General features: G+C 63.4%; 20 protein-coding genes. 2 read left to right on the plus strand and 18 right to left on the minus strand.

The window, feature by feature from the left end; translation table 11 throughout:
* The 17 genes from metK to ACZ89F_RS28160 all read right to left on the minus strand — a co-directional run bounded on the left by metK (position 1) and on the right by ACZ89F_RS28160 (position 16928).
* Complete coding sequence (metK, locus tag ACZ89F_RS28080; protein WP_476095246.1) at positions 1-1266, minus strand: methionine adenosyltransferase; 1266 nt, start codon at positions 1264-1266, stop codon at positions 1-3.
* A 169-nt stretch (positions 1267-1435) separates the two neighbouring features.
* The gene (locus ACZ89F_RS28085; RefSeq protein WP_056584860.1) at positions 1436-1855 is read right to left on the minus strand and encodes a helix-turn-helix domain-containing protein; all 420 of its coding nucleotides are present in this window, start codon (positions 1853-1855) and stop codon (positions 1436-1438) included.
* A 140-nt stretch (positions 1856-1995) separates the two neighbouring features.
* Complete coding sequence (lnt, locus tag ACZ89F_RS28090; RefSeq protein ID WP_476095247.1) at positions 1996-3588, minus strand: apolipoprotein N-acyltransferase; 1593 nt, start codon at positions 3586-3588, stop codon at positions 1996-1998.
* 103 nt (positions 3589-3691) lie between these two features.
* Positions 3692-4162, minus strand: coding sequence for a VOC family protein (locus ACZ89F_RS28095; RefSeq protein ID WP_476095248.1), 471 nt, complete (start codon positions 4160-4162; stop codon positions 3692-3694).
* A gap of 71 nt (positions 4163-4233) precedes the next feature.
* The gene (locus ACZ89F_RS28100; protein ID WP_476095249.1) at positions 4234-5325 is read right to left on the minus strand and encodes a hemolysin family protein; all 1092 of its coding nucleotides are present in this window, start codon (positions 5323-5325) and stop codon (positions 4234-4236) included.
* Positions 5326-5353: 28 nt separating this feature from the next.
* The gene (ybeY, locus tag ACZ89F_RS28105; protein ID WP_476095250.1) at positions 5354-5854 is read right to left on the minus strand and encodes an rRNA maturation RNase YbeY; all 501 of its coding nucleotides are present in this window, start codon (positions 5852-5854) and stop codon (positions 5354-5356) included.
* A gap of 18 nt (positions 5855-5872) precedes the next feature.
* Positions 5873-6865 carry a PhoH family protein gene (locus ACZ89F_RS28110; protein ID WP_023758127.1) on the minus strand — a complete coding sequence of 331 codons (993 nt, stop codon included), beginning with the start codon at positions 6863-6865 and terminating at the stop codon, positions 5873-5875.
* An 84-nt stretch (positions 6866-6949) separates the two neighbouring features.
* On the minus strand, positions 6950-8359 hold the full coding sequence (gene miaB, locus ACZ89F_RS28115) for a tRNA (N6-isopentenyl adenosine(37)-C2)-methylthiotransferase MiaB (RefSeq protein ID WP_476095251.1): 1410 nt from the start codon (positions 8357-8359) through the stop codon (positions 6950-6952).
* Positions 8360-8433: 74 nt separating this feature from the next.
* Positions 8434-9234, minus strand: coding sequence for a lyso-ornithine lipid O-acyltransferase (olsA, locus tag ACZ89F_RS28120; protein WP_476095252.1), 801 nt, complete (start codon positions 9232-9234; stop codon positions 8434-8436).
* A 21-nt stretch (positions 9235-9255) separates the two neighbouring features.
* A complete protein-coding gene (gene rimI / locus ACZ89F_RS28125) occupies positions 9256-9750 on the minus strand; it encodes a ribosomal protein S18-alanine N-acetyltransferase (RefSeq protein WP_476095253.1) in 495 nt (164 codons plus the stop codon).
* Positions 9751-9833: 83 nt separating this feature from the next.
* On the minus strand, positions 9834-10511 hold the full coding sequence (tsaB, locus tag ACZ89F_RS28130; protein ID WP_476095254.1) for a tRNA (adenosine(37)-N6)-threonylcarbamoyltransferase complex dimerization subunit type 1 TsaB: 678 nt from the start codon (positions 10509-10511) through the stop codon (positions 9834-9836).
* A 101-nt stretch (positions 10512-10612) separates the two neighbouring features.
* A complete protein-coding gene (locus tag ACZ89F_RS28135) occupies positions 10613-11719 on the minus strand; it encodes a DUF1513 domain-containing protein (protein ID WP_476095255.1) in 1107 nt (368 codons plus the stop codon).
* A gap of 352 nt (positions 11720-12071) precedes the next feature.
* Entirely contained in the window at positions 12072-13151 is a 1080-nt protein-coding gene (locus ACZ89F_RS28140) for an imelysin family protein (RefSeq protein ID WP_476095256.1), read from the minus strand.
* A complete protein-coding gene (locus ACZ89F_RS28145) occupies positions 13151-14752 on the minus strand; it encodes a di-heme oxidoreductase family protein (RefSeq protein ID WP_476095257.1) in 1602 nt (533 codons plus the stop codon). The genes ACZ89F_RS28140 and ACZ89F_RS28145 overlap by 1 nt, the downstream gene beginning before the upstream one ends.
* Before the next feature lie 12 nt (positions 14753-14764).
* Entirely contained in the window at positions 14765-15250 is a 486-nt protein-coding gene (gene bfr, locus ACZ89F_RS28150; protein ID WP_136619815.1) for a bacterioferritin, read from the minus strand.
* Positions 15216-15527: a (2Fe-2S)-binding protein gene (locus tag ACZ89F_RS28155; protein WP_476095258.1), complete on the minus strand. Its 312-nt coding sequence runs from the start codon at positions 15525-15527 to the stop codon at positions 15216-15218. The genes bfr and ACZ89F_RS28155 overlap by 35 nt, the downstream gene beginning before the upstream one ends.
* Before the next feature lie 111 nt (positions 15528-15638).
* Positions 15639-16928, minus strand: a complete 1290-nt coding sequence (locus ACZ89F_RS28160; RefSeq protein WP_476095259.1) for an imelysin family protein — start codon at positions 16926-16928, stop codon at positions 15639-15641.
* A 434-nt stretch (positions 16929-17362) separates the two neighbouring features.
* On the opposite strand from ACZ89F_RS28160, the gene ACZ89F_RS28165 reads away from it, so the two are divergent.
* Positions 17363-18616 carry an NAD(P)/FAD-dependent oxidoreductase gene (locus ACZ89F_RS28165; protein ID WP_476095260.1) on the plus strand — a complete coding sequence of 418 codons (1254 nt, stop codon included), beginning with the start codon at positions 17363-17365 and terminating at the stop codon, positions 18614-18616.
* A 258-nt stretch (positions 18617-18874) separates the two neighbouring features.
* Complete coding sequence (locus tag ACZ89F_RS28170) at positions 18875-19813, plus strand: IS110 family RNA-guided transposase (RefSeq protein WP_476091143.1); 939 nt, start codon at positions 18875-18877, stop codon at positions 19811-19813.
* Positions 19814-19885: 72 nt separating this feature from the next.
* On the opposite strand, the gene ACZ89F_RS28175 is transcribed toward ACZ89F_RS28170, so the two are convergent.
* Positions 19886-21163, minus strand: a complete 1278-nt coding sequence (locus ACZ89F_RS28175) for a 4-aminobutyrate--2-oxoglutarate transaminase (RefSeq protein ID WP_476095261.1) — start codon at positions 21161-21163, stop codon at positions 19886-19888.
* Positions 21164-21318: the final 155 nt, after the last annotated feature.

Genomic DNA, 21318 nt, shown 5'->3' on the forward strand with positions numbered 1-21318 from the left:
TCAGGCGGCGACCGCATCCTTGAGCGCCTTGGCGAGATCGGTCTTTTCCCAGGAAAAAGACCCGTCGCGGCCGGCCTTGCGGCCGAAATGGCCGTAGGACGACGTCTTGGCATAGATTGGCTTGTTGAGATCGAGATGGCGGCGGATGCCGGACGGCGATAGATCCATCACGGTGCGCAGCGCCTCCTCGAGCTTTGCCTCGTCGACCTTGCCGGTGCCGTGCAGGTCGACATAGACCGACAGCGGCTGGGCAACGCCGATGGCGTAGGAAAGCTGGATGGTGCAGCGGTCGGCGAGTTTCGCCGCCACGACGTTCTTGGCCAGATAGCGCGCTGCATAGGCCGCCGAACGATCGACCTTGGTGGTGTCCTTGCCGGAGAAGGCGCCGCCGCCATGCGGTGCGGCACCGCCATAGGTGTCGACGATGATCTTGCGGCCGGTCAGCCCGGCGTCGCCGTCCGGTCCGCCGATGACGAACTTGCCGGTCGGATTGATGTACCACATGCAGTTGTCGGCGATCTTGAGGTCACCCAGCGCCTCGCGGATATAGGGTTCGACGACCTTGCGGACCTTCTTCGAATCCCAGCTCGGATCGAGATGCTGCGTGGACAGCACGATCTGCGTCGCCTCGGCGGCCTTGCCGTCGACATAGCGAACGGTGACCTGGCTCTTGGCGTCCGGTCCGAGCTTGCCGGCTTCACCGCTGCCCTCGTGACGAGCGGCAGCCAGCAGTTCGAGAATCTTGTGGCTGTAGTAGATCGGCGCCGGCATCAGATCCGGCGTCTCGCGGCAGGCATAACCGAACATGATGCCCTGGTCGCCGGCACCCTCTTCGCCCTGACGGTCGGAGGCGTTGTCGACGCCCTGGCCGATATCCGGCGACTGGCCGTGCAGCAAGACCTCGATCTTCGCCGTTTTCCAGTGGAAGCCGGCCTGCTCATAGCCGATTTCGCGGATCGCCTTGCGGGCGACCGACTTGAACTTGGCCGGATTGACGACCGAATGCCCGGCGGCATCCTTGAGAATATTGCCGGCCTTGTCCCGCTTGAGCAGCGTGTCGGGAACACGCACTTCGCCGGCGATGACGACGCGGTTGGTGGTGGCCAGCGTCTCGCAGGCGACACGGACTTTCCACGGGTCCATGCCGGTCTTCTTGGCTTCGCGATAGACCAGATCGACGATCTCGTCGGAGATCCGGTCACAGACTTTATCGGGATGGCCCTCGGCAACGGATTCCGAGGTAAAGAAGTAGTTCTGCCGCGTCACGGGTGTCCCCTCTTGAAAAACGATCGGCAGGCTGCCGATTTTGGCGCGCCACGTGTTAGCGGGGCGAAGCGCCGCTCGTCAAGCGGTGCTTCGGTTCTGGCATGAATGTCGATGCAGCTATCTTGTGCCACCGGCGGCAAGACGCCGCCGGTCCTGGCGTGATTGCGGATCAGTCGGCATCGTCCGTGGAGAGCGACTTGACCAGGTCTATGATCCTGCGGCGCACCTTGGCGTCGGCGATCTTGACAAAGGCCCGGTTGAGCTGGAGTCCTTCGGGACTGCCGCAGAATTCGACGGCGAAAGCCATCGACGCATCCTCGGCAAATCCACGGCCCGCCACGGGCTCCTGGCCGGGCGCATCCTCGAAAAAGAAGGCGACAGGCACGCCGAGTATGGACGCGATCGCCTGCAGACGGCTGGCGCCGACGCGGTTGGTGCCCTTTTCATATTTCTGAATCTGTTGAAATGTGATGCCGAGGTTTTCTCCCAGCTTTTCCTGGCTCATTCCCAGCATGTTGCGGCGAAGCCGGATGCGGCTGCCGACATGGATATCGATCGGATTCGGTTTTTTCTTGTTGTCTTCTGTCATTTTTTCCTCGCCGAATTTTTTCGGCTTTCTCTATTTTTTTCCTGCCCAAACAAAGCCGGAGGCAACTGCCCCAACAGATTGACCCACCGGCTTCGAGAAATTTCAGGCGCTTACAGTATGAGTTTCTAATGTGTGGGCTGTCAATTCACCCGTAGCCTTTGCCTTACGTTCAACAATGCGGCGGCGATGGCAAACAGCAACATGATCAGCATTCCGTTAATGCGCCGTTGGCCGGGAGATATGACCGCCTGTTCGGAAATCGGGACATGGGCATCGATGGCGCCGCGGGCGTCGATCGCCAGCGCATCAACGATGCGGCCGCGCGGATCAACGACGGCCGAGATGCCGTTGTTAGCAGCACGCAGCAATGGCAATCCATTCTCCACCGCACGGATCTGGGCCTGCCTGAAATGCTGATACGGACCCGGCGTGTCGCCGAACCACGCATCATTGGTAACGTTCACAATAAGCTGTGCTGACGTTGCGTCAACTGCCACCAGATCGGGAAAGATCACCTCATAGCAGATAAATGGCAGTGCGCGGATGCCGTCAGGCAGGGTGATGGCGTGCCGTTCGTTGCCGGCCGCAAATGTCATCGGCCCGGCAACCAGTTGTTCGATGCCGAAACGCTCGAGCAGGTCGGAGAAAGGCAGGTATTCGCCGAACGGCACCAGATGAACCTTGTCGACGGCGTCAGCGATTTCACCCTTGTCGTCGATCGCCACCACGGAGTTGTAGTAGCGGCTGTCGGCATTCGCGGCCGAGCCGCCTTCCTCGCGGACGACGCCGGCGATCAGCATCTGGCCGGGTGCGAGCATGTCGCCCAGCGCCGTCAACGCGTCCGGACGCTCGGTGAAGAGGAACGGCACCGAGGTTTCGGGCCACAGGATCAGTTGCGGCTTTTCATGACCGGGGTCCGGCGCCTTGGCCGACAGCCCTATCAAGGTGGCGAAGATGCGATCGCGCACCGAGGCGTCCCACTTTTCCGACAGGTCCACGGCCGGTTGGACAATGCGGACGTCCAGGCTGCGCGCCGCCGGCTTTTCGGGCGCTGCAAGCCTGACATAGCCGAAGCCGACATGCGCAGCAGCGAGCGCGACAAACAGCGCCGCGCCGAGGCGAAGATGCCGGCGCGCGGCCAGCAGCGCCGGCAGCGCGAAAACGAACACCGCGAGCGCGTTCATGCCGATCATGCCGGTCACCGAGACGCTCTGCATCAGCAAGGGCACGGGCATGGCCGCGTAGCCGATGGCATTCCAGGGAAAACCGGTGAACAGGAAGCCGCGCAGCCACTCCGTCAACCCAAAACCGAAGGCAAGGGCGGCGATGCGGCCGATATCGCTGCTCCACAACAGGCGAGCGACCATGGCCGCAAAGCCGTAGAAAAAGGCGAGCATGAAGGGAATGCCGACCACCGCGAACGGAAGCGCCCAGGCAAAGCTGTCGGCCTCGACCAGCAGGGCCGAGCCGATCCACCAGAGGCCGGCAAGGAAGTAGCCGAAGCCGAACCACCAGCCGACAGCGAAGGCCGGCCGCAAGCGCCGGAACAGGCTGGCCGAGGCTTCACCGGTGGCGCCGTCGATCAGCCAGACCAGCAGCGGAAACGAGATGAAGCAGGCGGCGAAGAAATCGTAAGGCGCCTGCCCAAGCACCGCCAGGGCGCCTGCGAGAAACGCCACGAGCGCGCGCCGCCAACCCCAAAGCAGAATTATCCGGCCGGTCAGGCGCTCCATGCATACTTCCGAGTCGCGCGAATCAGGACGCAAGATTTAACAGGCCGCGCTCCGCGCTCCAAACGCCGGATGGCTGGCCGTGATTGCAAGCTCCGGCCCCGCTCTACCGGTGCCAACCGTCGATTTGAACACCGCCCAGCCGCTCGGCCTCCTCGCGCGGAACCGACCGGATGGTTTGCGTGAAGGTCCAGACATGGCCTTCGGGATCGCGCGCCCGATACTGGCGCTCGCCGTAGAACTGATCCGTCGGATCCTGGATTATATCAGCACCGGCCGCCCGAGCCTGCCCGCAATGTGCGTCGATGCTATCCTTCAGCCTGACATAGACCGATTGCGTGTTCTTGCCCGAGACCGAAGCCGGGCTGGCGACATAATCGGCCCATTCGGAATCGACGATGACGTAGCTGTCGCCGAACCGCATCTCGGCGTGAACAAGTCTGCCCTCGGCATCGCGGACCACCATGCTGCGTACGAAGCCGAAGGCTGCCTCAAGCCAGTCCAGCGCGGCCCATGGGTCTTTGTAGAACACACCGGACCCCAAGGTGGAGTGCTTGAAGGGGTCTTCGACCGTCATCGGTGAGCGCTTAGACCCTGTTTTGCCGCATGACGTTTATCCGAAAAGTCTGCAACTTTTCGGCATCATGCTTAAGCCTGCTCGGTGCGCGCGGCGCGGCGGCGACGCTCGCCTTTCTGGCTCTGCACGATGCGTACGCGCTTGACGCGGCGCGGATCGGCGTCGAGCACGTGGAACTCGAAGCCGGGTATGGCCTGCACCACCTCGCCGCGGGCCGGAACGCGGCCAAGCGTGTTGAAGATCATGCCGCCGATGGTGTCGACATATTCGCCATGTTCGCCGGCGGCGAAATCCTCGCCGATCATCTTGGCAACGTCGTCGATCTCGGCCTTGCCGTCGACGATGAACACGCCGTCACCGCTCTGGGTGATCATCGGCTCGTCTTCGTCATGCTCGTCCTCGATGTCGCCGACCACCATCTCGACGATGTCCTCCAGCGAGGCAAGGCCGTCGGTGCCGCCATATTCATCGATGACCAGCGCCATCTGCGTGCGCGTCGTCTGCATGCGGCCCATCAGGTCGGAGGCCAGCATAGACGGCGGCACGAACAGCACCGGGCGGATCAGATTGAGGTCGCCTATGGTGCGTGCGAGGTCGACCTGGGCGAGGTCGAGAACCGTGGCGGCGGGGGTTTTCCTGGTCGTGCGGCCCTTCTTGACGCGCGCGATCTTGGTGATGTGGGCCAGCACGTCACGAATATGGACCATGCCGCGCGGATCATCGAGCGTCTCGGAATAGACCGGCATGCGCGAATGGCCGGATTGTTCGAAGGTGCCCAAGAGATCGCCGAGCGTCGTCGTGATCTCGACCCCCTGGATATCGGCGCGCGGCACCATGACGTCCTCGACGCGCACCTCGCGCAGCCGCAGGATGTTGTTGAGCATGGCGCGTTCGCCGGGCGAGAAGGATTCGGCATCGCTCGTGGTCTCGGCAAGCGCGCCGGCAATTTCCTCACGCAGGCTGGTTCCGTTGCGCTGCCGAAACAGGCCCAGAACACGGTCGAACAGGGAAGGACCGGCAGGCGTGGTTTCGCTGGCAGCGCTGCCGGCGCTGGCAGCACCAGAGGTAACGGTACTCGGACTTGATCCCTCTTCCGACGTATCGGAAGCCTTGGTCGCACTGCCGGCGTCGGGGCGGGCGGCAGTCTCTGGTTTGTCGTTCATCGTCGTCCGGTCAATTGATCAGAAGTAGTTACGCGTAGGGATCGGGAATGGCAAGCCTTGCGAGCGCCGCGCGTTCGATGGCTTCCATCGCCTCGGCCTCGGTGTCGGTCTCGTGATCGTAGCCCAGCAAGTGCAGCAGGCCGTGGATGACGAGATGGGAGATATGGTTCTCGACGGGCTTGTCTTCCAGTGCCGCTTCGCGCGCGACCGTCTCGGCGGCCAGCACGATATCGCCCAGCATCGGTGGCAGCGGACCGCCCTGCGCAAACGGAAAAGCCGGGAAAGACAAGACGTTGGTCGGTTTGTCCTTGCCGCGCCAGCCGGCGTTGAGGGTCCGGATATGGGCGTCGTCGGAAAAAACGAGGCTGAGTTCGGATTGGCCCGCCACGCCGGTTTCGGCGAAAGCAGCCGCGACAGCGCGATCGACCAGCCGCGTCAGGCTTGCCTCATCGGGCCAATTGCCCGCTTCGACAGATATATCGATGTCGACGGGAAGATCCCCGTCGCCGAATCTTATGTCCTCAGGCATGAAGCCGCATCGTCAAAATCAATTCTCGGCACCTAGGCCGCGCGCCAGCTTGGCGTCGCGGTCATAAGCCCTGACGATTTCCGCCACCAGCGGATGGCGGACCACGTCGCCATCGTTGAAGCGCACGGTGACCGCGCCTGCCACGCCGTCCAGCACCCGCAAGGCTTCGACCAGGCCCGATTTGGTGTTCGAGGGAAGGTCGATCTGGGTCGGATCGCCGGTGACGATCATGCGCGAGTTCTCGCCCAGACGGGTCAGGAACATCTTCATCTGCATCGGCGTGGTGTTCTGGGCCTCGTCGAGGATGACGGCGGCATGCGCCAGCGTGCGGCCGCGCATGAAGGCGAGCGGCGCGATCTCGATCACTTCGGCAGCAATGGCGCGCTCGACCTTATCGGCCGGCATCATGTCGTAAAGCGCATCATAGAGCGGCCGCAGATAGGGATCGACCTTCTCCTTCATGTCGCCCGGCAGGAAGCCCAGCCGCTCGCCGGCCTCGACCGCCGGCCGCGAGAGAATGATGCGTTCGACCATGCCGCGCTCGAGCAGCATCGCCGCATGCGCCACCGCCAGATAGGTCTTGCCGGTGCCGGCCGGGCCGATGCCGAACACCAGTTCCGACCGTTCCAGCGCCCGCATATAGGCGTCCTGGTTGAGCGAACGGGCATAGATCGTCTTCTTGCGGGTGGCGATCTGGGCGGCGGAGACCTTGCCCTTGCGCTCCAGCGTCGGCAGCGTCAGCTGATCATCGGCGGCGATCGCCATGCGCACGGCGCCATCAACGTCGGACTGGCCGATATCGACGCCCTTCTGGAGAATGCCATAGAGATTGTCGAGCGCACGGCGCGCCTGCTCGGCGGCTGACGCCGAGCCCTTGATGGTCAGCTGGTTGCCGCGCGAGCGGATATCGACGCCGAGCTTCTGCTCGAGCCTGGCGAGGTTTTCGTCGAACTGACCGTAAAGGGCGCTGGCAAGCTTGTTGTTGTCGAAAGTCAGAACGATGTGCGCCATGTCAGAAGCCCCAGATGCCGGTACCGGGGGCAGGTTCTTCAGCTCTGCTGCGCTCAACCGTCTCTCCTCATCTGCCGAGACCCCTCAGGCCAATTCGGCGAACAGGCTGTTGTAACCTGTCTTCGTGATTCGCACCTGGATAATGTCACCGATTTCGCCGGCCTTTTCATCAACAATAACCGGCTGCAGCCAGGGCGAGCGGCCGACCTTCTGACCGGCCTGACGGCCGGGCTTCTCGATCAGCGTGTCGATGGTGCTGCCCACGAGGCTCAAGCCGAAATCCTGCTGCTGCTTCACAAGCAGGGCCTGCAGCCGCTGCAGGCGCTCATCCTTGACCGTTTCCGGCACATGATCGGGCATTTCGGCGCCCGGCGTGCCGGGACGAGGCGAATATTTGAACGAGAAAGCCGAGGCGTAGTTCACCTGGCGCACCAATTCCATGGTCGCTTCGAAATCGGCTTCTGTCTCGCCGGGAAAGCCGACGATAAAATCGCCGGAAAGCGCGATGTCGGGCCGGGCGGCACGGATGCGGTCGAGCAGCGCCAGATAATCCTTCGCCGTATGCCGGCGATTCATCGCCTTGAGGATGCGGTCGGAGCCGGACTGCACCGGCAGATGCAGATAGGGCATCAATGCCGGCAGATCGCGATGGGCGGCGATGAGCTCGTCATCCATGTCGCGCGGGTGGCTGGTGGTGTAGCGCAGCCGCGCCAGGCCGGGAATTTCGGCGAGCCTGAACAGCAGGCGGCCGAGGCCCCATTCCTCGCCGTTCTCGCCCCGGCCATGCCAGGCATTGACGTTCTGGCCAAGCAGCGTCACTTCGCGTACGCCGGCTTCCGCCAGGCGCTCGGCCTCCGCAACAATCTGCGCCACCGGCCGCGAGACTTCGGAGCCTCTGGTGTAGGGCACGACGCAGAAGGTGCAGAACTTGTCGCAACCTTCCTGCACGGTGAGGAAGGCGGTGACGCCACGCTTGATGACCTCGGCGCGCTTGGGCTGCGGCAGATGCTCGAACTTGTCCTCGATGGCGTAGTCGGTCTCGACGATCTTCTCGCCGCCGCGCACCCGCGCCAGCACATCGGGGAGCCGGTGATAGGTCTGCGGGCCGATGACCAGGTCGACGGCCGGCGAACGGCGGATGATCTCGGCGCCTTCGGCCTGCGCCACGCAGCCGGCAACGCCGACCAGCATCTGGCGGCCGGCCAAGGCACGTTCGGCTTTCATATCGCGGATACGGCCGAGCTCGGAATAGACCTTTTCGGCCGCCTTCTCCCTGATGTGGCAGGTGTTGAGCAGCACCAGGTCGGCCTCGCCAATGGCGTCGGTCGCGGTGTAGCCGTCGGCGGCCAGCGCATCGGTCATACGCTGTGAATCATAGACGTTCATCTGGCAGCCATAGGTCTTGATGAAGACTTTTTTGGCTGCCGTGGAAAGCACTGCCGGCTGTCCAGCCACAATGCCGATGTCGTCGCTTTCTATCGTGTTCAAGTCCATCCGGCGGCTTCTAACGCCTTTCCGTGACAAAAAACAGACGATTCTCGGCATGCGCCTACAGGCGTGTGCCGGGGCTAGCGGCTCGGACTGGGGTCGGCGAGCGCCGCCTGCATCATCTCGCGCACCTGGGCTTCCATCAGTTTCGACGTTTCCTTGCGGTTCGAACCCTTGGAAAAGGCGATCGGTTCGCCGAAATGCACCTCGACGTCGAGGGCGCCCTCCGCCAGCAACACCTTGAGATGCGGCATCAAATCCTCATCGCCGATCCAGGCGGCAAGCGGGCGGTGGCGGCGGCCGAGCGGCACGCCGTGCAGGCGGGTGTAGGCGATCGCTACCGGCTGGATGAACACCTGCTCGGCCGCGCCTTCCGAAATCGCCATCGAGGCAGCGCCAAACAGCGTGCTCTTGAACGGCAGGATGATATTGCCGTCGCCGGTCGAGCCCTCGGCAAACAGCACCATGGCATCGCCCTTGGCCATGCGGCTGGCGATCTCGCTTGCCTGGTCGCCCGAGGAACGCTTGCGTTCGCGCTCGATGAACACGGTGCGCTGCAATTTCGACAGCATGCCGATCAGCGGCCAGCCTTCCATATCGGCTCTTGCGATGAATTTTACGTCGGCAAAAGAGCCCAGCACCATGATGTCGGTCCAGGAGATATGATTGGACGCAATCAGCAGCGGGCGCTTGTCGGACAGCGTTCCTTTGACATGGATGCGCATGCCGAGTGCCCTGATGATCAGCCTGTGCCAGATCTTGAGGATGAACGTTTCCGGCCACCAGCCAGTCTTCATCGACAGGATCTGCAATGGCACGAGGACCAATGAGCCGGCGACAACGAGGCCCAGCGCCAGGAAAATCCTGATTTTCTTGATCATCGCCCTACCCCGACCGTCTCGCTAGCGAAGATCGCGGCGCATGACAAGCGCGCCGGTCGGTCCGTGTTCCGGCGACCTGTAGTAATTCGGCCGCTTGCCGACCTCGCGGAAGCCCAACCGCCGATAGAGCGCGATCGCGGCAACATTGGTCTCGTCGACCTCGAGGAACAGCGCTTCGGCGCGCTGCGCGTGCAACTCGCGCAACACTGCGTCCATCAATTGCCAGCCCAGCCCCTGCCGGCGATGGGATCGCGCCACCGCGACGGTCAGGATCTCGCCCTCGCCGGCCGCGAGCCTCGCCAGCACAAAGCCGACGGGCGGCTTGGAGCCCTGTCCGGTCTCGCGCGCCGCATAGCCGAATACGGTGTCCTGTTCGAGCAAGGCGGCGAATTCGCCATCGGTCCACGGGCGGACAAAGTCCTCGCGATGCAGCAGCGAGACCGCGCGGCTGTCGGCGATCTTCAGCGGCTCGAGCGCATAGTCCCGGCGGCGTGGTTGGAGAAAAGGTATGCGCATTTATCTTTCGTTTTCTTGTTTGACCATGATCTCTGGACAAACGGGAACCGTTGTCCGTGAAAACCGGCGTCCACTTTTCGGGATCATGGTCTAAGCCTTGATAGAATGAAGCCAGCCTGTGGCTTGGCGTCCGCGCCGCGCAGATAGAGGGGTTTCGGCCTTTCGCTCTCTCCCTTGGCGGCCGCCAAGCGGGCGTAAGTGACAATGTCGGCAGTTGCCGTCTGAGGCCCGATATCGAAACCGCGCCCCGCCGACGCGGCGATCAGCGCAGCCGCAGTACCGGCAAGCACCGAAGAGCTTCCCGTTGCCATGGTCACGGCTTCCGCCAGTGTGGCCACAGCCGGACCGTAAGTCAAAGCTGACATTTCATCGTAAAGGGCGGCGTGGATTTCCTCCCGCCCGGCATCAAGCGCCGCCAGCACGGCGCGACCGGGAAATGCTGCTGCGGCTTCAGCGGCCAGCGCCTCGAGCGTCGTCACCCCGATCGCCGGTACCTTCAGCGCCAGCGCCAGGCCACGCGCGGTCGAGACGCCGACGCGCAGACCGGTGAAGGAACCGGGGCCAACGGAGACGGCGATAGTGCCAAGACCTGCATAGTCGGTTGCACTTGCCTTCAGCGCTTCGGCGATGACCGCCATCAGATGCTCGGCATGGCCCTTGCCGAGATCGAGCACCGAACGGCCAAGCTCCCGCTTCGCCGTCGCGTCATAGACGCAGGCGGCGCAGAGGTTGGCGGCACAATCGATGGCAAGCAGTTTCATGAAGCGACCGGTTCGAAAAACAATTCCCTGTGCCCGCCACGGCCCGCCACCGCAAGGGGATAGTGCATAATTCGTTAAGCGGCTTCGCTTCGGCTTGCAGCCTATACGGCCTGTTCGATGCGCAGCATGTGGTTGTCCCAGACATAGTCCGGTTCAGAGCGTGTCGTGCCGCTGCCCTCGATGATCTCGCCAGCGCCGGTGGTGGCCATGAAGCCGGTTCCGTCGGGCGCCACGCCGCAAACCTCGATCAGCGCGCTGTTCGAAACGATCCGGCCGCTGGCCGAATCGATCACGACGAGCGAATTGCCTTCCGGCGAGGAGACGGCGACGGTGCCGGCAGCCGGATTGGCGGCGACCGAGCCTATATAGTTGCGGAAGCCGGACAAAACGTCCTGCGGCATGTCGAGCAGCTGCAATTCCTTGCCGCGCGTGGCGCGGCCGACCAGCAGCGGACGATCGGTGCCCGGCCCCCTGTACTGGCAGCCGAACCAGACGGTGCCGGACGGGTCGGTGTCCATATGGCGGATCGACAGCTGGTGCAGTGCCGCCGGCAATTCGTGTTTCTCGATGAGATCGCCGGTGACGCGGTCGATCAGCACATAGGACGGCTTCATGGTGGCGATGTTGAGCTCGGCGCGGCCGTAATCCGGATGGGTCTCGATGCCGCCATTGGCAACCGCGATCGTCCTGCCGTCGCCCAGCAGCAGAAGCTCGTGCGGACCCATGCCATAGGTCGGGAACTCGCCGACACGGCTGAATTTCGCCCGCGCATCGTAGACGCCGACGACGCCAGCGGCGTTGTCGAAGTCGTTTTCGGTGGCATAGAGCAGCGCACCGTCGACTGAGAACACGCCATGGCCGAAGAAATGCCGGCCGGCGATGCTGGCGATGGTCAGCGGCGCGTCACGACCCGCGTGGTCGAAAACCACGGCGAATGTGCCGGGCTGGCGAGCGAAGACCACCGAGCGTTTCGACACCGGATCGAAAGTGACGTCGTGGCCGCGATCGGGCAGGTCGATCGCATGCAGGAGCTTGCCGGCCTCGGACAGGACGGCGGCGCCATAGCTGCCGTCGCGCTTGACGAAGGCGGTGGCGAAGACGGCGTCCGCCGCGAGCGTCGTTGCCCAGGCCGAGGGGGCCATCGCGGCCATGAAGCCAACGCCAGCAGCTCTCAGGAAATCGCGACGATCTATCAGAGGGGTTTTCAAGAGACGATCCTCCCCTGCACTGGCTCGCTCCAAGACACGGTGACTTTTACGGATCGGAGCTGACGCTTGGCACCCACCGATTCGTGGAATGATCCATCGCAGACGTTGGACGTTGGCCGAAGCCTCCGGAACTTCGTCATCCACGGGCGGAGCAGGAGCGAAGCTCCGTCGCGGAGACCCGAGGATCCATGCCGTGACCTCGACGGTCGGGTGCAACGGAGCAAAACTCTGGACCGCGGCAGCGCTTTGAGGTCGCGGCATGGATCCTGGGGTCTGCGCTGCGTCGCTTCGCTCCTTGCTTCGCCCCAGGATGACGAAGCTATGGGCGCTTCGGCCAATCTCAAGATCATGCTCAGTCCCCATCCAGCGAGGAGAAGCCGGCGGTCAGGCCAAATTCGGCGGTCAGCCTGGTGCCGATCAGGGTCGACAGGCTGGAGGTGATCAGCGCGAAATGGTCGAGCTTGTCGCGCAATGCCGGATCGGCAAGCGCCTTGTCGATCGGGCCGCTGACGGCCTTGGCGGTGGCGACGCCGTTGACCAGTTGGATATGGATCGATTCTGCCATCCAGCGCGCATCGACCGGCAAGGCATCGCCAAGCTTCGAGGCCTGGAACAGAGTGTCTATCCCCGCCAAATTGCCGGCCAGCGAATTGGTGGTGTTTTGCGAGCGCCAGTAAATTGCCTGTTTCGGCTTGTCCGCATCCGGCTTGCCGCCGAAAAACCCTTTCAGGCGCACGTCGCGGACCATTTCCAGCTCATTGATGAAGACGCCAACCAGTTCGGTCACTGCTTCGTTGCCGTCGCGGTAGAGCGCGTTCTGGGGCCCCGGATTGGCCCAAAGCGCTGCAAAGCCGTCCGGCTTGTTCCAGGCCGCGCTGGCCTCACCGGCCATGGCTTCGATGTTGCCGGCAACCGCCGCGCCATAAGCGCAGCGATAGGGATCATCCTTGCCGGTCAGTGCATCGGCGCCGTCGCCGTAAAGCACGAATTCCAGCGCGCCCAGCCCCTGCATGGCGACACTCTTGCCGGCCAGTTGTGCCGGATCGGTGGCGGTCGGATCCTTGGCCGACAGCGCCGCCTGCACCTGCTTCAGGCCGATGCTCTTGCGATCCGGCCAGAACAGCATGCGTTCCAGCCGGTTGTTCTCCTTGATTGGTCCGAAGCCGATGATTTCGGCTGACGACCAGGCATAGACGGTGGCGGAAAATTCGGCGCGCGCGGCATCAAGCTCCCCTTGCGAGGGCGTGACGCAGAGCTTGCGCATGGATCCGGTCAAGGCTTCAGCATGCTCGTGCAGGCTGGCATAGGCCGGGCGGACAAAGCCATCGATCGCCCGCTGGATGATTTCGGAGGCTTTGACCGCCGCCGACGCCGGGACGGCGCCCAGCAGAGCCAGCGGAAGAACGAGAAACAATGCAGAGCGCTTGAGCATCACAGTGACTCCAGGAATTTGAGCAGCGCATCACGGTCGGCCGCGTTGGCGGCGGCAAAGCCGTCGCGCGCCTTCTGCGCTTCGCCGCCATGCCACAGGATGGCCTCGGTCAGGCTGCGTGCGCGTCCGTCATGCAGGAAGAAGGAGTTGCCGTTGACCGTCTCGGTCAGGCCGATGCCCCATAGCGGCGGCGTGCGCCATTCATTGCCCGTCGCATCGCCCACCGCCTGGCCATCAGCCAGATCAGGCCCCATGTCGTGCAGCAGGAAGTCGGAATAGGGCCAGATCAACTGGAAGGCCTGCGCCTTGTTGGGCGTGCCGCGCCTAGTGACGAATTTCGGCGTGTGACAGGCAATGCAGCCGATCTCGTAGAAGATTTTCTTGCCGACGAGCACCTGCGGCGTGTCGAGGTCGCGGCGCGCCGGCACGGCCAGATTCTGCGAATAGAAGGTGACGAGATCCATCACCGGCGGCGGCGCCTCGACCGGGCCGAGACGCTGCTGCACACCGTTGGGCATGGCGAGGCATTTGGCTTGCGCGGTGGTGCAGTCGCCCCAGTGTTTGGGCTCTTCGGGCGTCGAGATGCCGATGTCGCCGGCAAAGGCGTCCGCCGCCTGCTGGCGGATCGACGCGGTCTGTGCCTTCCAGCCGAAACGGCCAAGCGTCAGTTCGCCGCTTTGGCCGTCGCGCACGATGTTCGGCCTGCCGGAAATGCCGTCACTGTTGCGGTCGTCTGGGTCGGCGCGGGCAAGAATGTCCGCCGGTGCGATCTGTTCAATCAGGCCAAGGCCGATCATCGGCGGCGTCAGGCGCGGCGACAGCGTGGTGCGCGGATCGAGCGGTCCATAGGCAGGATCGACAACCGAATAGCTTGGTTTGCGCAGGGAAATCACGGTGCCGCCCGCCAGCGTCACCTGCCGTTCCTGATAGTCGACATGCATCCTGCCTTCGCCGCGCAGGCCGGGCACGGCCAGTTCCTGCAATTGCGTGCCGTAGACCGGGTCGGGGAAGTTGAGCACCTTGTGTTCGGCAAGCTCGGCTTTCTCCTCCTCGCTGCTCGCCTCGCGGGCCAGCCGCAGGAACATCGAAGTCGTACCGGCATCGCCTTGCGGCGGGCGGCCGCGGCCGTCCTTCAGATGGCAGTTCTGGCAGGCGCGTTCGTTGAACAGCGGGCCCAGCCCATCCGACGCCTGCGTCGAGGATGGCGACGACACCCAGTTCTTGCGAAAAAGGGCATTGCCGAGCTTGAAGTCGCCCTCTTCCTCGAAGGTAATGTTGGCCGAGGGTTGCGAGAAGGAATCGCGGCTGACGTCCTTCCTGGACGTGCCGGCGCCACCTTGCATCAGTTCGAATTGCTCGGGTTTGGAAAAATCTGAGGTCGGCCTGGTGATGGCGGTGACGCGCGCCTGATCCTTCGCATTGAGGTCGGTGCGCGTGGTGGCGAGGCCGGCAGGTTGAAGATCGCCGGCCATCGCGGAAGAGGTCAGCGCCACCACGAGGACAATACAGCGCCGACGCACAAATCCGGCTGGCGTCTTCCCAAGGAGCGGCGAGCCATCGGCCCGCCGCGAGCGGCGCACGAATTCTAGCAGGCGCCGCATTCCCGCATGCCCTTACTCCGCCTCGTCCGCCGATGCGGCGTTGAGCTGGCCGTATTTTTCCTCGCCGATCGAGGCGAGCAGGTCGAGCTGCGTCTCGAGGAAATCGATATGGCCTTCCTCGTCAGTCAGCAATTCCTCGAACAATTTCATGGTCACGTAGTCACCCGCTTCCTCGCAGATCTCGCGCGAACGCTTGTAGGCGGTGCGCGCGTCATACTCGCCGGCGAGATCGGATTCGAGCACCTCCTTGACGTTCTGCCCGATGCGCAGCGGCGCCACGGACTGCAGGTTCGGATGGCCTTCAAGGAAGATGATGCGGGCCACAAGCTTGTCGGCATGGTGCATCTCCTCGATCGATTCCGCGCGCTCCTTCTTGGCCAGCTTGGCGTATCCCCAGTCCTCAAGCAGACGGAAATGCACCCAATACTGGTTGACGGCTCCGAGCTCCAGAAAAAGAGCCTCGTTAAGCCGCTCGATGATCTGCTTTTCGCCTTTCATGGGTTCTGCTCCCGTATTGGACGCGCAGGCCTCTGACGCGATCCAGATGTGAAACGACATCCACGTCGCTCGCCTCCGAGCGGGCGTGGTAATTTTCGGTGACCCGAATGATCGTTTCGACCACATTTGGGAAGCAGCCGCAACAGCGACCGCGCTTTTGCATGGCATGATAGATCTTCGCCGGCACGATCAGCTGCCAGGGATCCTGGTCCAGCAGCCCGATGATCGTCTGCTCGATCTCCTTCTCCGTGATGATATTGCAATGGCAGATCAGCATCAATTTGCTCGGATGGCTGACGGCGCCTCCCGCGCCGTGTGGCTTGATTTCTTAACCGGAGCCCATTGCGAAGCCGATTGTCCAGCTCCGGATCGGGCTCCAGCCTTTCGCTTACTTGAACACCTTGTCGGGCGCGTCGAGACTGTCGGACCCTTCGAAGGCGATGGTGCTGAGCTTCAGGGAGCCGACGGCGCGTTCGATCGACTTGGTTTGGTCGATCAGCGCATCGATCGCTGCCTGCACGGTGGCATTGCCTTGCGTGTTGCCCTCGGCGATCTGCTGGTCATAGGCCTCGCCGGCCAATGCCCGCGCCTTGATCGCCTCCATCTTGGCGACGGTAACATCGAGCTTGTCCGACAGTTCCTTGTCGATCGCCGGATCGGCTGCCCTCACCATGTCGTGCACCGAAGGCCCAGATACAACCGTGCCATCGAGGCTGACATAGCTGGCGAGATAGGCGGCGCGGATGCCGATGGCGTCGTAGAGATGCGAGTTGTAGGTGTTATCGGAGAAGCAGTCATGCTCCTCTTCCGGATCATGCAGCAGCAGGCCGAGCTTCATGCGTTCGCCGGCCAATTCGCCGTAGGACAGCGAGCCCATGCCGGTGAAGATGGTCGAGATGGCGGTGTTCGGCTCGCCGTCAACGAGGGCCTTGCGGGCGGCGCCGTCTTCCTTCCAGTTGCCGACCATCTCCTGAAGATCGGAAACCAGAAGGTCGCTGGCCGATTTCAGATACTGGGCGCGGCGGTCACAATTGCCGCCGGTGCAGTTCTTGAGGTCGTAGTCGGTATAGGGGCGCTCGCCGGCACCCGGGCCGGTGCCATGCAGGTCCTGGCCCCAGAGCAGGAATTCGATGGCGTGATAGCCGGTGGCGACATTGGCTTCGATGCCGCCGGCCTCCTGCAGCGTGCCGGAGAGGAATTCCGGCGAAAGCTTCGAGGCATCGACCTTCTTGCCGTTGATCTCGATCTCCTTGTTGGCGATCACGTTGGCCGTATAGAGCGCATTCGCGTCCGATTCGGTGCCGTAGCTCTTGGCGACATAGTCGATCAGGCCTTCGTCCAGCGGCCAGGAATTCACCTTGCCTTCCCAGTCGTCGACGATCTTGTTGCCGAAACGGTAGACCTCGGTCTGCTGGTAAGGCACACGCGATGCCTTCCATGCCTCGCGGGCGGCATTGAGGGTTTCCACCGATGGCGTGGCGAGCAATGCGTCGACCGCCTTGTCGAGTGCCTGTGCGGTGGTCAGCGAGTCCTCATATTTAGCGAGCGCGATGTCGGAATAGGTCTTGATGACCGCCTTCGCGTCGGTTTCCGCCTTTGCCGGCAACACGAACACCGCCGCCGTCAGCAGGGCCGTGGCGCCGATCGCGGCAAGCCTGCCGCCATATCGTGCTGTCATGATCGCTCTCCAGTTTCTCGGAATTTCTGTAAACGGCGCGCGCGCCAACGGGCGCCACGCCATAGGCATGCCATTGGGCGCAAGAGATGCCGCGCCATCGCGCGGTTCGCGGAAGAAAGACACCAAAATGCCTCCAATCGAAAGGGTTCAAGGCCCAGACATTAAAGGGATGCGCTGACGCGCGAGCTTCCATAAAGCTGCGACATCGTCGGATGTCAATGACAATCCGCAAGAAAAGTCAATTGAAACAACAGTTTAGAATTATTCTAAACTACGACTGTCAACTTTATGCCTCTTCCTGCACCGGTCTTGCAACCGAACTGTACGATTGACAGCCGCCATTCCGGGTGCGACCCGCAAAAGCTCTCTTGCGGCGGCGCCAGACAATTGCCACTTGGCGAGACATCCTAGGATAGAAGCGGGATCGGAATGCGATGAAGAACGGTGTGGTCATTGTCGGCGCGGGTCATGCGGGCGTGCAAGCGGCTGCCAGTCTGCGCGAGGACGGCTATGACGGGCCGGTGATCCTCGTCGGCGACGAGAACGAGCTGCCATACCACAAGCCGCCGCTGTCGAAGACCTTCATCAAGGATGCCGAGGCCAAACCGCAACCCTTGCGTGGCGAGGCCTTCTACACCGGCAGTGCCATCGACTACCGGCCGGCCGTCAGGATCGATCGCATCGATGCCGAGCGCCGCAGCCTGGAGATATCAGGCGGTGGCGCGCTTGCCTTCGACCACCTGATCCTGGCGACCGGCTCGCGCCCGCGCACCCTACCGTTGCCCGGCTCGGACCTGTCCGGCGTCCTGTCGCTGCGCTCGCTGGCCGATGCGCGGCTGATCCGCCAGCTCAGCGCGCAGAGCGACGAGGTCGTCATCCTCGGCGGCGGCTTCATCGGACTGGAGATCGCCGCGACGCTGAGGGCCGCCGGCCGCACGGTGACAGTGGTCGAAGCGGTCGACCGGCTGCTCGGCCGCGCCGTGGCATCGGTCGTGGCGAGCCATGTCCGGCAACGGCTGGAAGCGACAGGCGTGCGCATCCTCACCGGCACCTCGATCGCCAGGCTCGAAGGCGAAAACGGTCATGTCGTGGCCGCGATCACCTCGTCAGGCGAAAGGCTGCCGGCGCGCATGGTCATCGTCGGCATCGGCGCCGTGCCGAATGTCGAACTGGCGCAGTCCGCAGGCCTCAGCATCGCCAACGGCATCCGCGTCGATCACCAGATGCGCAGTTCGGTGCCGGAAATCCTCGCCATTGGCGACGTCGCCTCCTACCGGCACTGGTTCACCGGCGGCGACGTGCGGCTGGAATCGGTGCAGAACGCCACCGACCAGGCGCGGCACGCCGCGCGCACCATCACCGGCCATACCGATGCCTATTCGGCGGTTCCGTGGTTCTGGTCCGATATCGGCGACATGAAGCTGCAGATGGTCGGCCTGACCGCCGGCGGCGACAGCCATGTCGTTCTGGGCGACCTGCCCGACAACAAGTTCTCGATCTACCACTATGCCGGCGACCGGCTGCTCGGCATCGAATCTGTGAACCGTCCCGGCGACCACATGCTTGGCCGCAAGATGCTGGGCGCCGGCTTCTCGCCGACGCCGGAAACCGTGGCCATGGGTCCCGAAGGGCTAAAGGCGGCACTGGCCGCGTTTCAGGAAAACGTGCCGGCCAGGGCGGCGGGATAGCTGGCATCTGCTGAGGCGGGCGATCCTGGCAACAAACGTCAATTTAGAACGTCGGCGCTGCCCCTTGTATCTGCACAGGGATGATTTTGTGCGATGGAAGCGACTGAGCCTCGGGCTGGATGGCCGTCCGGCCCGAGGCTTGGCGAAGTCGCCCGTTACCCCTGCGGCTACAACCGTGGATGAGCCTGGGATCTTCGCCTTCGTCACGCACGACCGAATAGTCGCTTGGCTCCAATCGCACGCACAAGGCAGGTTACCGTGAACAAGACCCTCTGTGGAATAGATATTTCGAAAGACTGGCTCGACGTCCATATCGAGCCGATCGGAACGGCAGGCCGTTTCGCCAACGATGCGGGAGGCATCGCCGATCTGGCCGCCTGGTGTCAGGCCAATGACGTCGAACTCGTCGTCATGGAGGCCAGTGGCGGCTACGAACGGTTGGCCTTCCTGCTGTTGTGGGAGATGGGGCAACCCTGCGGCATGGCCAATGCGAGGAGCGTTCGCTACTTCGCCGAGGCGATGGGGTATCTGGAGAAGACCGACAGGATCGATGCCGCCGTCATCGCCCGTTACGGGCAGGTCAAGCGGTTGCAGCCGACGCCGCCGCCGAGCGTGGCCCAGCAACGGCTCAAGGCGCTGGTCGCCCGGCTTTCCCAGGTCACCGGCGACCTCACCATCCAGAAGCAGCGCCGTAGCGCGGCTCGCGATGCCGAGACCATCATCAGCCTCGACGAGGTCATTGCTCTGCTCAAGCGCCAGAGCCGCCGGCTCGAAGGCGAGATCGCCTCGCTGATCGACGACGATCCCTTGTGGGCCTGTCTCGACCAGGCCTTCCGATCGCTCAAGGGCGTCGCCTCGCGCACCGTGGCCCGCCTCATGGCCGAACTGCCCGAGATCGGCATCCTCTCCAACAAAGCCATCGCCAAGCTCGCGGGCCTCGCGCCGATCGCCAATGATAGTGGCAAGCGCAGTGGCCGCCGGTCGGTGCGCGGTGGTCGCGAAGGCCCGCGCTCCATCCTCTTCCTCGTTGCCCGCACCGTCGCCAGATACGATCCTCACCTTGCTGCCTTCCATCAACGGTTGCAGGGCGCGGGAAAGGAGAAGATGGTCATCCGCATCGCGCTCGCCCGCAAGCTGCTCGTCATTCTCAATGCAAAAGCACGCGACGCGCGCATCGATTTCGCAAATGCAACTTGACACCCCAGATAGTCGCTCATCCGCCCTTCGGGCACCTTCTCCCGTGAACGGGGAGAAGGCAAGCGCAGCCGATCAGGCGGCGCAGACTTCGCGGATCGAGCTTTCCAGGATGTCGAGCGCCTCGTTCATGACGCCGTCCTGGATGGTGATCGGCGCGAGGAAGCGGATGACGTTGCCGTAGACGCCACAGGTCAAGAGGATCAGGCCCTTGTCGAGTGCCTTCAGCCGGATCGCGTTGGCGATCTCGGCCGACGGCAGACCCTTCTTGACGTCGTTGAACTCGACCGCGTTCATGAATCCGAGACCTCTTATGTCGACGATCTCGGGCACGTCGTCGCGGATCGACTGCAGCCGCTGCTTCAACCTGGCGCCCAGCGTGTTGGCGCGGTCGCACAGCTTTTCGTCCTCGATCACGTCGAGCACGGCGTGCGCCGCGGCGACGCCGATCGGGCTGCCGCCATAGGTGCCGCCGAGCCCGCCGGGGCCGGGCGCATCCATGATTTCGGCGCGGCCGGTGACCGCGGCCAGCGGGAAACCGCCGGCCAGGCTCTTGGCCATGGTGGTGATGTCGGCCGCCACCTCATGGTGATCCATCGCAAACATCTTGCCGGTGCGGGCAAAGCCGGTCTGCACTTCGTCGGCGATCAGCAGCATGCCGTGCTGGTCGCAAAGCTTGCGCAGCGCCGTCAGGAACTCGCGCGGCGCGTCATAGAAGCCGCCCTCGCCCTGCACCGGCTCGATGATGATGGCGGCGACGCGGGCCGGGTCGACATCGGCCTTGAACAGCCGGTCCAGTGCGGCCAGCGAATCGGCAACCGACACACCGTGCAGCGGCACCGGGAACGGCGCATGGTAGACGTCGCCCGGCATGGCGCCGAAGCCGACCTTGTAGGGCACGACCTTGCCGGTCAGCGCCATGCCCATGAAGGTGCGGCCATGGAAGCCGCCGGCGAAGGCGATGACCGCCTGGCGGCCGGTGGCGTTGCGGGCGATCTTGATGGCGTTCTCGACCGCTTCGGCGCCGGTGGTGACGAAGATCGTCTTCTTCTCGAACTTGCCGGGCAGCATGCCGTTCAGCCGTTCGGCCAGCCGGACATAGCTTTCATAAGGCACAACCTGATGGCAGGTGTGGGTGAAGCGGTCGAGCTGCGCCTTGACCGCCTCGATCACCTTGGGGTGGCGGTGACCGGTGTTCACGACGGCGATGCCCGACGAGAAGTCGATGTAGCGGCGCCCTTCGACATCCCAGATCTCCGAATTCTCCGCCCGGTCGGCATAGATCTGCGTGGTCATGCCGACGCCGCGCGAGATCGACTGGTTCTTGCGTTCGGAAATAGCTGAATTCTTCATGGTGTCCTCATCGGGCCGGCGCCCGTTCTTGTTTGATGCCGCTGACACGTCTTCTGACCTTATTTCACGTTTTCCTCAAGTCGGCACGACCGGCAGGCGATTGGGCCTGTGATCCCGGCTTAACCAGTCGACCGATACGCGTACGAGAGAGGTTC

This window comes from Mesorhizobium sp. USDA 3734 (assembly GCF_056279665.1).